This window comes from Pseudosporangium ferrugineum (assembly GCF_003002065.1).
GTDB classification, from domain to species: Bacteria; Actinomycetota; Actinomycetes; order Mycobacteriales; family Micromonosporaceae; genus Actinoplanes; species Actinoplanes ferrugineus_A.
The window spans coordinates 97,427-111,335 of record NZ_PVZG01000009.1 but is presented as its reverse complement, the minus strand read 5'-3'; the positions used below and the strand labels follow the sequence as shown (position 1 = coordinate 111,335).

The 13,909-nt window shown below is 69.0% G+C and carries 12 protein-coding genes, 1 tRNA gene and 1 other RNA gene; 12 read left to right on the top strand and 2 right to left on the bottom strand.

Annotated features, from left to right (window positions below):
- Positions 1-199 precede the first annotated feature (199 nt).
- The 10 genes from pruA to CLV70_RS19935 all read left to right on the top strand — a co-directional run bounded on the left by pruA (position 200) and on the right by CLV70_RS19935 (position 10,895).
- Entirely contained in the window at positions 200-1,828 is a 1,629-nt protein-coding gene (pruA, locus tag CLV70_RS19980) for an L-glutamate gamma-semialdehyde dehydrogenase (RefSeq protein ID WP_106128054.1), read from the top strand.
- Positions 1,829-2,094: 266 nt separating this feature from the next.
- A complete protein-coding gene (locus tag CLV70_RS19975; protein ID WP_106128053.1) occupies positions 2,095-2,610 on the top strand; it encodes a PadR family transcriptional regulator in 516 nt (171 codons plus the stop codon).
- Between the two features lie 66 nt (positions 2,611-2,676).
- A complete protein-coding gene (gene prfB / locus CLV70_RS19970; protein WP_106128052.1) occupies positions 2,677-3,789 on the top strand; it encodes a peptide chain release factor 2 in 1,113 nt (370 codons plus the stop codon).
- Positions 3,790-3,941: 152 nt separating this feature from the next.
- Positions 3,942-4,622: a cell division ATP-binding protein FtsE gene (gene ftsE, locus CLV70_RS19965; protein ID WP_106128051.1), complete on the top strand. Its 681-nt coding sequence runs from the start codon at positions 3,942-3,944 to the stop codon at positions 4,620-4,622.
- A gap of 63 nt (positions 4,623-4,685) precedes the next feature.
- Complete coding sequence (gene ftsX / locus CLV70_RS19960) at positions 4,686-5,561, top strand: permease-like cell division protein FtsX (protein ID WP_106128050.1); 876 nt, start codon at positions 4,686-4,688, stop codon at positions 5,559-5,561.
- 109 nt (positions 5,562-5,670) lie between these two features.
- The gene (locus CLV70_RS19955) at positions 5,671-6,939 is read left to right on the top strand and encodes a M23 family metallopeptidase (protein ID WP_245908338.1); all 1,269 of its coding nucleotides are present in this window, start codon (positions 5,671-5,673) and stop codon (positions 6,937-6,939) included.
- 62 nt (positions 6,940-7,001) lie between these two features.
- Positions 7,002-7,478 (top strand): SsrA-binding protein SmpB, encoded by a 477-nt coding sequence (gene smpB / locus CLV70_RS19950; protein ID WP_106128225.1) that lies wholly within the window; start codon positions 7,002-7,004, stop codon positions 7,476-7,478.
- Between the two features lie 47 nt (positions 7,479-7,525).
- Complete coding sequence (locus CLV70_RS19945; RefSeq protein ID WP_146164106.1) at positions 7,526-8,191, top strand: cellulose binding domain-containing protein; 666 nt, start codon at positions 7,526-7,528, stop codon at positions 8,189-8,191.
- 69 nt (positions 8,192-8,260) lie between these two features.
- Positions 8,261-8,639: a transfer-messenger RNA gene (gene ssrA / locus CLV70_RS19940) on the top strand.
- 1,149 nt (positions 8,640-9,788) lie between these two features.
- Positions 9,789-10,895 carry a lipocalin family protein gene (locus CLV70_RS19935; RefSeq protein WP_106128047.1) on the top strand — a complete coding sequence of 369 codons (1,107 nt, stop codon included), beginning with the start codon at positions 9,789-9,791 and terminating at the stop codon, positions 10,893-10,895.
- 256 nt (positions 10,896-11,151) lie between these two features.
- Here CLV70_RS19935 and CLV70_RS19930 read toward each other — a convergent pair.
- A tRNA-Ala gene (locus CLV70_RS19930) sits at positions 11,152-11,224 on the bottom strand.
- 71 nt (positions 11,225-11,295) lie between these two features.
- Positions 11,296-11,844 carry a YqgE/AlgH family protein gene (locus CLV70_RS19925; RefSeq protein ID WP_170148641.1) on the bottom strand — a complete coding sequence of 183 codons (549 nt, stop codon included), beginning with the start codon at positions 11,842-11,844 and terminating at the stop codon, positions 11,296-11,298.
- A gap of 112 nt (positions 11,845-11,956) precedes the next feature.
- Here CLV70_RS19925 and CLV70_RS19920 point away from each other — a divergent pair, with 112 nt between their 5' ends.
- Positions 11,957-12,763, top strand: a complete 807-nt coding sequence (locus CLV70_RS19920) for an S-methyl-5'-thioadenosine phosphorylase (RefSeq protein WP_106128045.1) — start codon at positions 11,957-11,959, stop codon at positions 12,761-12,763.
- Positions 12,764-12,970: 207 nt separating this feature from the next.
- The gene (locus CLV70_RS19915) at positions 12,971-13,666 is read left to right on the top strand and encodes an aggregation-promoting factor C-terminal-like domain-containing protein (RefSeq protein WP_106128043.1); all 696 of its coding nucleotides are present in this window, start codon (positions 12,971-12,973) and stop codon (positions 13,664-13,666) included.
- Positions 13,667-13,909: the final 243 nt, after the last annotated feature.

The following is a 13,909-nucleotide window of genomic DNA, read 5'->3' as shown; positions in this document are numbered from 1 at the left end:
CAAGCCCGACCGCCCGTCGGCACGAGGCCGAACTGGCCCGCCCCGCCGCCGGAAACGCCCGGAACCACCCGTGCGGGACGCGTCCGTACCCGGATGATCTGCCCTTTCCGACCGCCCGGCCGTGATCCGCCTGCGTGCGAGGATGGAACCGGCACACGATGTCGCAGCAGCGCAAACCCACAAGGTCGAGGAGTACGTGATGGACGCCCAGTTTTCCGTGCCGGTGCCACGGAACGAGCCCGTACGCGGCTATGCGCCCGGCAGCCCGGAGCGCGCCACCCTGCAGGAGCGGGTCGAGGCGCTCGCCGCCGAGCGCCTGGAGCTGACGAACACGATCGACGGCGTGCAGCGGCCCGGTGGCGGCGACCCGATCGAGGTGGTGCAGCCGCACAAGCGTCACCACGTCCTCGGTGTCACGCACAACTCCACGCACGAGGACGCCGCGGCCGCCGTGGCCGCCGCCAAGCGGGCCGCTCCCGGGTGGCGTGCCCTGCCGTACAGCGAACGGGCCGCGGTGTTCCTGCGCGCCGCGGAGATGCTCGCCGGGGGGTGGCGGGACACGCTGAACGCCGCCACGATCCTCGGCCAGTCGAAGTCGGCCTATCAGGCGGAGATCGACGCCGCGTGCGAGCTGATCGACTTCCTGCGGTTCAACGTGGCGTTCGGCGAGCGGATCCTGGCCGAGCAGCCGCAGTCGTCGCCGGGCTTCTGGAACAGGTTCGATCACCGCCCGCTGGAGGGGTTCGTCTATGCGATCACCCCGTTCAACTTCACCGCCATCGCCGGCAACCTGCCCTCGGCGCCCGCGCTGATGGGTAACACGGTGGTCTGGAAGCCGTCGCCGACGCAGCAGTTCTCCGCGCACTTCACCATGCGGCTGTTCGAGGCGGCCGGCCTGCCGCCCGGTGTGATCAACATGGTGGCCGGCGACGGGCTGGCCGTGTCCGACGTGGTGCTCGCCGACCCGGACCTGGCCGGCATCCACTTCACCGGTTCCACGGGCACGTTCCGGCACCTGTGGCGGGAGGTCGGCGGCAACATCGACCGCTACCGGTCGTACCCGCGGCTGGTGGGGGAGACGGGCGGCAAGGACTTCGTGTTCGCCCACGCCAGCGCCGACGTGGACGCGCTGCACACCGCGCTGGTCCGGGGCGCGTACGAGTATCAGGGTCAGAAGTGCTCGGCGGCGTCGCGGGCGTACGTGCCCCGCAGCATCTGGGAGGGCGGCCTGCGGGACCGGCTCGCGGCGACGGTGGCCTCGATCCGGTACGGCGACGTCACCGATCTGTCGACGTTCGGCGGCGCGGTGATCGACGGCCGGGCGTTCGCCAAGCATGCGGCTGCTCTGGACCGGATCAAGAACAGTGCCGCCTGTACGGTCCTGGCCGGCGGTGCGGCCGACGACAGCGAGGGCTGGTTCGTGTCGCCGACGCTGGTGGAGTCGAGCGACCCGGCGCACGAGATCTTCACGACCGAGTATTTCGGCCCGATCCTGGGCGTGCACGTCTACGAGGACGGCGACTTCGAGGGCGCGGTGGCCCAGGCCGAGGCGGTCTCCCCGTACGCGCTCACCGGCTCGATCTTCGCCACGGACCGTTCGGTGGTCGACTGGGCCGGGACGGCGCTGCGGAACGCGGCGGGCAATTTCTACATCAACGACAAGCCGACCGGGGCGGTCGTCGGCCAGCAGCCGTTCGGCGGGGCCCGCGGCAGCGGCACGAACGACAAGGCCGGTTCGATGCTGAACCTGCTCCGCTGGGTCTCGCCGCGGACCATCAAGGAAACTTTCGAGCCGCCGACGGCGTGGCAGTACCCCCACATGGGGTGATTGTCTGGTTTGCGGGTCGTCGTCTTTTCTTCAGAAATGAGGGGGCGACGATCCGCGCTCTTTTGGGGCCGTTACCGACCGGGAGCGCCGTCTGACCGTTTTCGCGCTCCATTTTACCGTGCGATGCCCCTCCGCAACGGCGAAACGCCCGGTCACGACCCTCGTGGTCGGACTGTCTGTGCGGGACAGTCGTTTGTGGAGACGCAAATTGGACGGATCGGGCGAAATCCTGGACGCCGAAGCGACAAAGTGGCAGCTTAGAAGGCATGCCCGACTCTCAAATCAATCCCACAGCTGCCGCTCTGCTCGGCCTGCTCCACGATGGGCCGATGACCGGCGGACAGCTGATGGCGGCTGCCGAACGCCGCCTCGGGCCCTACTGGTCGATGACGCGGAGCCAGGTCTACCGCGAACTCCCCGTCCTCGCCGAAATGGGCTACGTCCGCCTCGGCAAGCCGGGACCACGGTCCAGCCAGCCCTATGCCATCACCGCCGCCGGCAAGCGTGCCTTCAGCCGGTGGCTCGCCGAGGCACCCGGCCGCGACGCGATCCGCAACCCGGTCGCCCTGCGCGTCGCCTTCGGCCAGCAGCACGCCGGTGGCCAGCTCAAGACGCTCTACACCGGCGCGAACGAATATCACTCCGAGGCCCTGGCCATGGCGCGTGAGCAGGCCAAGGAGGCCAAGAAGGCGGGCGACGCGTACGGCGCCGCCGCGCTCGAGTTCGCGGTCGCGTACCACAAAGCGGCCCTGAGCTGGCTCAAGGCCGCCCCGGCGGAGTGACGCGGGAAGCACCGAGTAAGGGCCGCCCGGCCGCAACAGGGGCCGGGCGGCGTACTCTTGACCGTCGTGAGTGCAGCCGACTTTCCTGACCAGCTCAAGGCCCTCGACGCCACCCTGCGCAACATCGAGAACGTCCTCGACCTCGACAAGCTGCGCCGCACCCGCGCGGAGCTCGAGGAGCAGGCCTCCGCCCCCGACCTGTGGGACGACCAGGCCCGGGCCCAGGACGTCAACTCCCGGCTGTCGTACGTCTCCGGCGAGATCTCGAAGATGGAGCGGCTCCGGTCGCGCCTCGACGACGCCGCCCTGCTGCTGGAGATGGCGGAGGCCGAGGGGGACGCCGGATCGGTCGCCGAGGTCGGTGACGAGCTGGTGAAGCTGCACAAGGCCATCGAGGAGATGGAGGTCCGCACCCTCCTCTCCGGCGAGTACGACTCCCGTGAGGCCGTCGTGGCCATCCGGGCCGGCGCCGGCGGCGTGGACGCGGCCGACTTCGCCGAGATGCTCCTGCGCATGTATCTGCGCTGGGCGGAGCGCCACGGATACCCCACCGAGGTGTACGAGACCTCGTACGCGGAGGAGGCGGGCCTCAAGTCGGCCACCTTCGCCGTCAAGGTGCCCTACGCGTACGGCACGCTCAGCGTGGAGTCGGGCACCCACCGGCTGGTCCGGATCAGCCCGTTCGACAACCAGGGCCGCCGCCAGACCAGCTTCGCCGGCGTCGAGGTGATGCCGGTCGTGGAGCAGACGGACCACATCGACATCCCCGAGAACGAGATCCGGGTCGACGTCTACCGTTCGTCGGGTCCTGGTGGACAGAGCGTTAACACCACCGACTCCGCGGTGCGGCTCACCCACATTCCGACCGGCATCGTGGTGACGTGTCAGAACGAGAAGTCGCAGCTGCAGAACAAGGCGTCCGCGATGCGGGTCCTCCAGGCGCGCCTGCTCGAGCGCAAGCGCCAGGAGGAGGAGGCGAAGATGGCCGGCCTCAAGCAGGACACCACCGGATCGTGGGGCGACCAGATGCGTTCGTACGTGCTGCACCCGTACCAGATGGTCAAGGATCTGCGCACTGAGCAGGAGACGGGCAACCCTTCGTCGGTCTTCGACGGCGAACTCGACGAGTTCATCGAGGCTGGCATCCGGTGGCGCAAGCAGACCCAGATGGCCGGCTGACCGGTCCGCGACACGCCGCCTGAACGAAGAGTCAGGCGGCGTTCACCTTCGGTGCAGATTTCGCACCAGGACCGAAGATCAGCCTCGGTGGGCGCGAAAAGTGGCCACCGCCGGGGTTGGCGTTTTCGTTACACCGCGTAGACTCTCGACCCGTGATTCAGCTTGAGAACGTGACGAAGACGTATCCGAAGGCGTCTCGGCCGTCGCTGGACGATGTCAGCGTCGGTATCGAGAAGGGTGAGTTCGTCTTCTTCATCGGCCCCTCCGGTTCCGGCAAGTCGACGATCATCAAGCTCCTGCTGCATGAGGTGGCACCCTCGCGCGGCAAGGTGGTGGTGAACTCCAAGGACGTCACCACGATGCGGTCCTGGAAGATCCCGCACTTCCGGCGCTCCATCGGGTGCGTGTTCCAGGACTTCCGGCTGCTGCCCAACCGCACGGCGTACGAGAACGTGGCCTTCGCCCTCGAGGTCATCGGCAAGACCAAGGCGGTGGCCCGCCGGGTCGTGCCCGAGGTCCTGGAGCTCGTCGGCCTCGGCGGCAAGGAGCACCGCTACCCCCACGAGCTCTCCGGTGGTGAGCAGCAGCGTGTCGCCGTGGCGCGCGCGTTCGTCAACCGGCCGCTGATCCTGCTGGCGGACGAGCCCACCGGAAACCTGGACCCGGACACGTCGATCGAGATCATGCGACTGCTCGACCGGATCAACCGGACCGGCACGACGGTCGTGATGGTCACGCACGACTCCAACATCGTCAACCAGATGCGCCGCCGGGTCATCGAGATCGAGAGCGGGCGGATCGTCCGCGACCAGGCCCGCGGCGTCTACGGCTGACATCGGGCCCCGCCCCCCAGTTTTCCTGATCTACGAACGCGGAGTCCCGGAAGGAACCCCCCGATGCGTCTCAAGTACGTCCTCAACGAGGTGCTGGTCGGCCTGTGGCGCAACGTCACGATGACCATCGCCATGATCATCACCATGTCGGTGTCGCTCACCATGCTCGGCGCCAGCGTGCTGATGTACATGCAGGTCGACCAGATGAAGGACTATTACTACGGCGAGATCGAGGTTTCGATCTTCCTGCGTGACGACGTCACCGAGGCTCAGCGCGCCGCGATCAACCAGGCGATCGACCAGAACTCGCTCGTGCAGTCGAAGGAATACGAGACGCAGGAGCAGGCGTACGAGAAGTTCAAGGTGCTCTGGCGGGACTCCGAGGACTTCGTCAAGTCGGTGAAGCCGGACAGCCTGCCCGCGTCCTACCGGGTCAAGCTCAAGGACCCGGAGCAGTACCAGGCCTTCGCCGACCAGATCAGGACCCAGCAGGGCATCCAGGACATCGTCGACCAGCGCGAGCTGCTCGACAAGGTGTTCAAGATCTTCAACGCGATCCAGGTGATGGCGCTGGTGGTCGCCGGCTTCATGGCCCTGGCGGCGCTGTTGCTGGTCGGTAACACCATCCAGGTCGCCGCGTACAGCAAGCGCCGCGAGGTCGCGGTGATGAAGCTGGTCGGCGCGTCCAACTGGTTCATCCAGGCGCCGTTCGTGCTCGAGGCGGTGGTGGCCGGCCTCATCGGCGCGATCCTCGGGTTCGCCTTCATCTTCGTCGGCAAGGTGGCGCTGCTCGACGGGCGGCTCCAGGCGCTGATGAACGTCCTGACGCCGATTCCGGACGGTAACGTCTGGCTGATGCTGCCCCTGCTCGCGGGCGTCGGCGCAGGCGTCTCGGCGATCACCGCCTGGATCACCCTGCGCTTCTACCTCAAGGTCTGACGAGCACGAACACCACGATCGCCGCGCATTCCGTACGGGATGCGCGGCGATTGCTGTTCTGGTCGATTTCGGCGAAAAGAGCCGGAAAGTCGGAGTACGGTGACTCTTCGTGGAGCTTACTGGACGCCGACCCCACCGGTTCCGTACCGCGATGGCCGCCTGCCTGAGCGTGCTCTGCTGCGCCGGGCTCGCCGCGACCGCCGCGCCGGCCTCCGCGGGACCCGCCGGGGGCGACGACGCCCGCCGGGCCGCCCGCGCCGTCGACCGGGCCGAGGCGATCCTCGAGCACGCCACCGTGACCGCCCGCAACGCCGCCCGGCGCCTCGAGGCCGCCACGGCCGCCCTGCCCGCCGCGCAGAAGAAGGTCGCCACCGCCCGCGGGGTCGTGGCCGCCGCCTCCGTCCAGGCCGCCACCGCCCGCCGCAAGGCCGACACGGCCCGGGAGCTGTACGGCACGACCGCCGCCGCGTTCGACGCCGCCCAGGTCCGCGTCGAGAAGGCCTACGACCGGGTCGACGAGATCGCCGCCGCGTCGTACATGGGCGGGAACTTCGCGACGATCAACGTGCTGATCGGCGCCCGCGGCCCGCAGGACGCCATGGACCGGCTCGGCCTCGTCGACCAGGTCATGCGCGGCCAGCAGGAGGACGTCGACGAGCTCACCCGCGCCCGCCGGCTCGCCCGCGTGGAACAGGACCGGGCCGGACTCGCCAAGCGCGCCGCCGAGGAGGCCGAGCGGGAGGCGGCCGGCAAGCTGCGGGCCGCCCGCAACGCCCAGGTGGCCGCCCAGCGCGCCCGCGCCGCCGTCATCCGCCTCGCCGAGAGCCGCAAGTCCGCCCTGCACCTCGCCCGCTCCCAGCGCGCCGCCGTGCTCGCCAAGTACGAACAGGCGAAAGCCGAGGAGGCGCGCATCCAGAACGCGCTGCGCGGCTGGGACGACAAGAACGGCGGCGGGAGCCCGTACGTCGGCGGCAAGCTTCTGATGCCCGTCCACGGGTGGAAAACCAGCGATTACGGCAGCCGGTACGACCCGTACTACCACGTGTGGCAGCTGCATGCCGGCACCGACATAGCCGCCGGCGGAGGCACGCCGATCCACGCGGCGGCGAGCGGCCAGGTGATCCGGGCCGGCTGGAACGGCGGGTACGGCAAATACACCTGCATCGCCCACGGGAAGAAGGCGGGCCGCAGCTTCTCCACCTGCTACGGCCACCAGTCCCGCATCAACGTCCGCCCCGGCGAGTACGTCCGCCGCGGCGAGGTCATCGGACGGGTCGGCACCACCGGCGCCTCGACCGGATACCACCTGCACTTCGAGACGCGCTTCGACGGCGTACCGAAGAATCCGCTGAATTATCTGCCGAGCTGTCTGTGCTGACCCGGCGGTAGGATCGAAAGGTCCGGCCTTTCGGGGTGTTTTTCGGTGTGCAGGGAGCTCAGATGCCGCGCGAACAGGGGCGCAAGGTCGTCGCGTCCAACCGTAAGGCGCGGCACGACTACGCCATCCTCGACACCTACGAGGCCGGCATGGCGCTCACCGGCACCGAGGTCAAGTCGCTGCGTGCGGGGCGGGCGTCGCTGGTCGACGCGTTCGGCCACGAGAACGGCGGCGAGATCTTCCTGCACGGCATGCACATCCCGGAATACACCCAGGGCACCTGGACCAACCACGAGCCGCGCCGCACCCGCAAGCTCCTCCTCAAACGCGAGGAGATCAGCAAGCTGATGGGCAAGCTCCGCGACGATGGCGTCACCCTCGTCCCGCTCCAGGTCTACTTCCACAACGGGTACGCGAAGGTCGAGCTCGGGCTGGCCAAGGGCAAGAAGGCGTACGACAAACGCCAGGACCTCGCCGCCCGCGACGCCAGCAGGGAGATTCAGCGTTCCCTGGGCCGCCGCAGCAAGGGCATGGACTGACGGGTAACGTCGCCGCGTCCCAGTCCACCCGTGCGAAGGGATCGCCGTTGTCCGGCAAGCACACGATGGGCCAGCTCGGCCTGCCCCGCTACTCGTTCATCGCCGCGGCCGCGACCCTGCTCGTGATCCTGGTCGCCTGGGTGGCCGTCCGGGCGGCCGGCCCCACCGAGAACCAGTCCCCGGTCCTGGTCGTGCCGCCCTCCACGCCGGTGGTCCAGGCGGGTGCCGCGCTGCCGTCGACGATCCCGATCGCCTCGCCTCCGGCCTCGGCAACCCCTTCACCGACCCCATCCCGTACGCCCTCAGCACGCCCGACGCCGAGCCGCTCGTCCGCCGTACCGAAGAAGCCCAAGCCGAAACCCACCACCAAGCCGACACCGTCCCGCACGACGCCCACGGCGACCTTCTCCGCCCGCTACGCCTCGGGCGCCAGCTGGGACCAGGGCTTCATCGGCGGCGTCCAGGTCACCAACACGGGCCCGGCGGCGGGCGCCTGGAGGGTGAGCATCAGCTACAGCTCCCGAGCCGGCGTCCGCGTCACCAACGTCTGGAACGCCCAGGTCAGCCACTCCGGCAACACCTGGACCTTCACCGCCGACAACCTCGCCCCGGGCGCCCAGGCCAACTTCGGCTACCAGGCCACCAAGCAGTCCCGAGGCCCCGCAGCCCCCACCAGCTGCACCGTCAACGGCACCCCCTGCCGCACAGGCTGATACCGGAATGAAGTCCGGCCCGGGACGCGTTAGTCTTGTACCGTCACCGCAGCAGCGGAGACCCAACAGGGGGGTGACTGGTTTCGACTTCGTACGTGGAGACAGGGGAAGCGAGCCGAGGAAGCCGACGTCGTCTCGAGAATCGGTCGTCGGAAACCAATAAGCGCCAAGGATAACTCCCGCGCTGACTTCGCTCTTGCCGCCTGAGGTAAGTAGCAAGTCTGTCGGACTGAGCACACCTCCGGCTCAGATCTCCGGCATCAGCTAGGAGGTTGGCCAACCGGTCCCGGTCGCGGGGACCGCACGGCGAGATCAATCAGCGACTGGGCCCGTCACACCAACTTGCTCACGTGAGCGGTGGGGCCGAGTAGAGACATAGTGAGCTGCGCTCGGAGAAGCCCTGACAAAACAACGAAGGACCCGGGTTCGATTCCCGGCACCTCCACGGTTGGCGGCCCCCTGTTCGCGTACTGCGCGAACAGGGGGCCGTTCCGTATGTCTGCTCCGAGGGCCGAGCCCTCGGAGTCCGCGTGCGGTGAGTGTCGTCGTTGCGCTAACGCCGTCGCTGCTCGCGGTGCGCGGGGGACGTCTTGATTGCTCGCGAATTGGGCGATCTGGCTGTACAGACGAGGCGAGGTGCGGGAGGTCGCATTCCCAGCCTCGATCGGCCGGCACCCCGCAGTGGGCCTCAGCATCAACCAAGTGGATAGCCAACTCGGCTCGATCGCCCCAGCTGCGAGCAGCAGCACCACCTCACCCGGCGGGGAGCCGCGGCCGCTCCTCGCACCGCGGCCATCCACGGCATCGTGAGCAGCCCGGTCGGCGCCGCGGCGAGCAGGTCCACCGGCGGCGTCCCGAGCAGACATCGCATCGACCGCCACGTCAGCACGCCGCGACCTTACGGTCCGTAGGGCCGTCGCCGCCATCCCGGCTCCGGCTCTGCCCCATCCCGCACCTCGGCAGCACCCTCGCTTTCAGCCAAGCAATCGCAGCGCCGTCCGCAGAACGCGGCCGCTGGACGAAGCAGACGAAATTTGACCCTGCCAGCATTGACCGGACCGAGCCAGCCGGGCTGCATAGGAGCTGTGGGCGTGGGCCCTGAGCCCGCCGCAAGGCACGCCGAGAGGGCGACGGTGCTTCTCGCCTTTGCCACGCGCATGGACGCGCGCACCCGACCCGCCCCCATCACGGGCGCGTCGTGGGTCAGCGGCAAGACCGCACACCGCGGCGGATCGGCCCGAACCGAGAGTGTTGTCGTGTACATCTGCCGAATGAAGTCGGCGGCCTCACCGTCGTCGACGAAGAACGACGACCGCCGAACAAGCTCAGGCGCCGACACACAGATCCCGCCACGCTGAGGCGAAGTCGCACTTGGGCCCGCACCCGCAGTAAGCAGGCGGGCGATGCCACGGAATCCGTGGAGCGCGACCCTCACGATCAGGCGACAGACGGCGGTGCGGGCGCACCCGACCGCCTTGACAAGGTTTGTATTACCAACAATCATGAACTTGTTGGTAATACAAACTGATGCTCCCGACCCGGCGGACGCTTGCCGCCACGGCCCGGTGGGCGTCGCGACAGGGGAGGAACAAGCTTCATGCCCTCGATCCGGACCATGGGCCGGCCGGCGCTCCTGGCGGTGGCCGCGGTGGCGGCCACCGCGACAGCCGCCTTCGCCGGCATCTCGCCCCAGGCGAATGCCCAATCCACACCGCCGGCCGCCCAGCCCGCCGCGCCCGCCGGCCGTTCCGCCGGCACGGGGATTCCCGCCGTGATCGATGCCGCGGCCGACCTGGGCCGGCATGCGGCCGGACCCGAGCCGACCTGGTTCGATTCGATCTACTTCACCAGCGCGGTGGAGGCGAACGGCCAGAAGTTCGGCCTCCAGGTCCACACGCGCGTCCTCCCGAACAGGACGGAGGGCGCCTACCGCTGGACCCTGGCGGTGATCAACAAGACGACCGGCTGGTACCGGGACTACGACGCGGCGATCCAGCCGGGCGACTACCGATGGAGCGAGGGCAAGCTCGACATCGAGGCGCCCGGCCTCAGCTGGACCGGCGACTCCCGGCACCAGTCGGTCCGGGTCGAAACGCCGTGGGGCTCCCTCGACGCGCAACTCAGGCCCACGGGCCCGGCGATGAATTACGGGTCGACGGGCGTCTTCAATCTCGTCGACGGCGTACCCAATTACGAATTCGCCCTTCCGGAGATGCGGACGTCCGGCACCCTCACCGTCAACGGGCGCAAGCACCAGATCAAGGGAACCTCGTGGCTGGACCGGCAATGGGGTGAGATGCCCCGCTCACTGACCCGGTGGACGTGGATGAACCTCAGCATGCCCAACGGCGACAAGGTCGCCGTCTGGGACACGATCGGCGCCGAATCGAAGAACAGCTGGGCGACGGTCCTGCACCCCGACGGATCGTACGACGTGGTCAGCGTCGACCCACTCGCGAAGCGGGCCACCCACCACTGGACCAGCCCGTCCACCGGCCAGACGTACCCCACCCGCTGGCGGATCCGCATCCCCGCCCTCCGGTCCGACCTGGAGGTCCGCATCACCGGAAACCCGGACCAGGAGCTAGCCACCCCCGACGGCGGCGGCTACCTGGAAGCCGCAGCCACCTTCACCGGCACCCACCAGGGCAAAAAAGCAACCGGCGAAAACTACGTAGAAATGACCGGCGACTGGACCCCCTGAACCCGCCCATCGCCCCTGGTGTCGCCCCCAGCGACACCAGGGAGGGGAGACCAGCACCCAAAGCAGCCCGCCACGCGCGAGCAGACCACCCACCGCCCGCGAACCACTGACCGCGCCCCCGACCGCCCAGCGCAAGCAAACCACCGACCGCCACCACCGCAACGTGGGGTTTCAGGGGGCTCGGCCCCCTGAGCAGACATGACGAGGGCGACCCACCTCCGCGCTTTCCGCGGACACAGATCGCCCATCGCACTCGTGGAGCTGAGGGGACTCGAACCCCTGACCCCCACACTGCCAGTGTGGTGCGCTACCAGCTGCGCCACAGCCCCTTGCCATGTCCGGTCGCCCGGGCACTCACGAAATAGTACACACCCCTGAGGGGCCCACCGCAGGGAGGTCCTCAGTTCAGGGACACGTCCGGCGGGAAGTGCGCGACCGCCGCGAGGATGTCGCCCTGGCGGCGCAGGACCATGGCCCAGAGGTCGTCCGGGCGGTTCACGAAGGGGTCGCCCGGGAGGGCGTCGAAGACGAACCAGGAGCCGGACGCGATCTCGTCCTCGAGCTGGCCCGGGGACCAGCCCGAGTAGCCGGCGAAGACGCGGATGCCGGCCACGCTCTCGCGGAGGCGGTCGGGGTCGGCGGAGAGGTCGACGGTGCCCAGGGCGCCGGCGACCTGATGGAAGCCGGTGACGCGCTTCTTCACCTCGGGGCGGGTGCGGGCCAGGCAGATCGCCGATTCGGGCTGGACGGGCCCGCCCTCGAAGAGCACCGCCGGGTCGCCGGCGAGGGTGCCCCAGTCACCCAGGACGTCGGCGACGGGGACCTCGGTCGCGCGGTTGAGGACCACGCCGAGGGCGCCGCCGGTCTCGTGGGCCACGAGCAGCACGACCGTACGGTCGAAGTTCGGGTCTTTCAGAGTCGGCGTCGCGACCAGCAGTTGACCGGTCATCGACTCCACTGACCGACCTCCGATGCGCTGCTCTTCACTGAACACGACCACCCTGCCTTCCCGCCATGCTTGGACATTAGCTTGCGGTTCCGGCCACCGATAAGGTCTGCGCATGAACGAGCGAACCTCAACGGCGGAGATCGGCGTCATCGGCGGATCGGGGCTCTACGCGCTTCTCGACGGAGCCACCGAGGTCGAGGTGTCCACCCCGTACGGTGCCCCCTCGGACCGGATCACGGTTGCCGAGGTCGGCGGCCGGCGGGTCGCGTTCCTGCCGCGGCACGGCCGCGACCACCGCTTCCCGCCCCACAAGATTCCCTACCGGGCCAACCTGTGGGCGTTGCGCTCCTTGGGCGTACGCCAGATCGTCGCGCCCTGCGCCGTCGGTGGTCTGCGCCCTGAGCTGGGCCCCGGCACGTTCGTGGTGCCGGATCAGCTCATCGACCGCACCAGCGGGCGCGAGCAGACGTATTACGACGAAGGCGCCGTGCACGTGTCGTTCGCGGACCCGTACTGCGCCGACGGGCGGCGCGCGGTGCTGACCGCCGCGGAGGGGGTGCAGGCGGTCGACGGCGGCACCATGGTGGTGGTCGAGGGACCCCGGTTCTCGACCCGGGCGGAGTCGCGGTGGTTCACCTCGATCGGGGGCACCATCGTGAATATGACAGGTCACCCGGAAGCGGTACTCGCCCGGGAGCTGGCACTCTGTTACACGGCCATCGCACTGGTGACGGACCTCGACGCGGGGGTGGAGGGCGACCACGGCGTGACCATGGAGGAGGTCTTCAAGGTCTTCGCCGACAACACCGCGCGGCTCCGCGACGTCCTGCTGGACGCGGTGACCCGGCTGCCGCGGGAGCGTACGTGCGCCTGCGCCCAGTCGCTGGACGGCATCAAGCTGCCGATCGTCCTCCCCTGATGCACCAGCGGCCCACAAAAGCAAGATCCTGAGACCAATAACACATCTACGGCGCGTCGTTTCCCATCGCGGACGCGGTAAGCCAAGGTGTTCCGAGCGCCGTTCCCTGGCCGTCCGGGAGCCCCATTCCCATAGACGTCCATAAAAGTAACGGCCCGCCGAAGTCGCGATGCACACCGCGTCACGACGCCGACGAAGGGATGCCTCGTGGATCGGCTCTGGAGCCGCGTCGGAGTACGAGCCGCGTCGGTCGGCCTGCTGCTGGCGGGCCTGACCGGCGGCGTGTACCTCGGCCAGAACCGGCAGTCCGAGCAGCAGCGCACGGCCGCCTCGACCACCGGCGTCCTGCGCGCGGAACTCGACGACATGCAGCTCCTCAAGCAGCGCCAGAGCGCCCACGCCGCGGCCCGCGCGTGGCAGCGCCAGGCCGAGGGAGCCGCCGCCGAGAAGGCCGCCTCCGAGGCCAGGTCGGCCGCCGCCAAGGCCCGCAAGCTCGAGAAGAAGGTCATCGACGAGAAGAAGGCCAAAGAGGCCCGCGAGAAGGCGGCGAACGGCGGCCCGGTCCCGTACAACGGCCCCATCCCGGCCTCCTGCAACGAATACAGCGGCAGCCGCGCGATCGGCTGCTCCCTCATGCTGAACGCCGGCTTCAAAATCGCCGAGTTCCCGTGCCTCGAGAAGCTCTGGACCCACGAGAGCGGCTGGAACTACAAGGCCGAGAACCGCAGCTCCGGCGCGTACGGAATCCCCCAGGCCCTGCCCGGAAGGAAAATGGCCTCGGCAGGCGCCGACTGGAAGACCAACCCGGCGACGCAGATCAAGTGGGGGCTCGGCTACGTGAAGGGCCGCTACAACAGCCCCTGCGGAGCCTGGAACCACTTCCAGAGCGCCGGCAGCTACTGAGCCTCGCCCGACCTCCGCTCACTGCACGTAGTGCCGCGATGATCGGCATGTGGCACAACTCGGCTCGGTGAGCCGTTCGGTCGTCGTTCTCGACGCGCGTCGCCGCGGGCTCTGAATCGGGTTTCAATCCTCGCGCGCAGCCCGGGCGGGCCTTCGTTCGCGGGTCCACCGCCTCGTCCAGCGTCCCCATGGCCTGCACTTCGCGGAGGGATGCCGCCCGCAATCGACGGCCGCCCGCATGTC

Coding starts and splice junctions, on each gene's coding strand:
- pruA (WP_106128054.1), top strand. CDS start 200: ATGGACGCCCAGTTTTCCGTGCCGGTGCCACGGAACGAGCCCGTACGC.
- CLV70_RS19975 (WP_106128053.1), top strand. CDS start 2,095: ATGCCCGACTCTCAAATCAATCCCACAGCTGCCGCTCTGCTCGGCCTG.
- CLV70_RS19925 (WP_170148641.1), bottom strand. CDS start 11,844: ATGACCGGTCAACTGCTGGTCGCGACGCCGACTCTGAAAGACCCGAAC.
- CLV70_RS19935 (WP_106128047.1), top strand. CDS start 9,789: ATGCCCTCGATCCGGACCATGGGCCGGCCGGCGCTCCTGGCGGTGGCC.
- CLV70_RS19920 (WP_106128045.1), top strand. CDS start 11,957: ATGAACGAGCGAACCTCAACGGCGGAGATCGGCGTCATCGGCGGATCG.
- ftsX (WP_106128050.1), top strand. CDS start 4,686: ATGCGTCTCAAGTACGTCCTCAACGAGGTGCTGGTCGGCCTGTGGCGC.
- smpB (WP_106128225.1), top strand. CDS start 7,002: ATGCCGCGCGAACAGGGGCGCAAGGTCGTCGCGTCCAACCGTAAGGCG.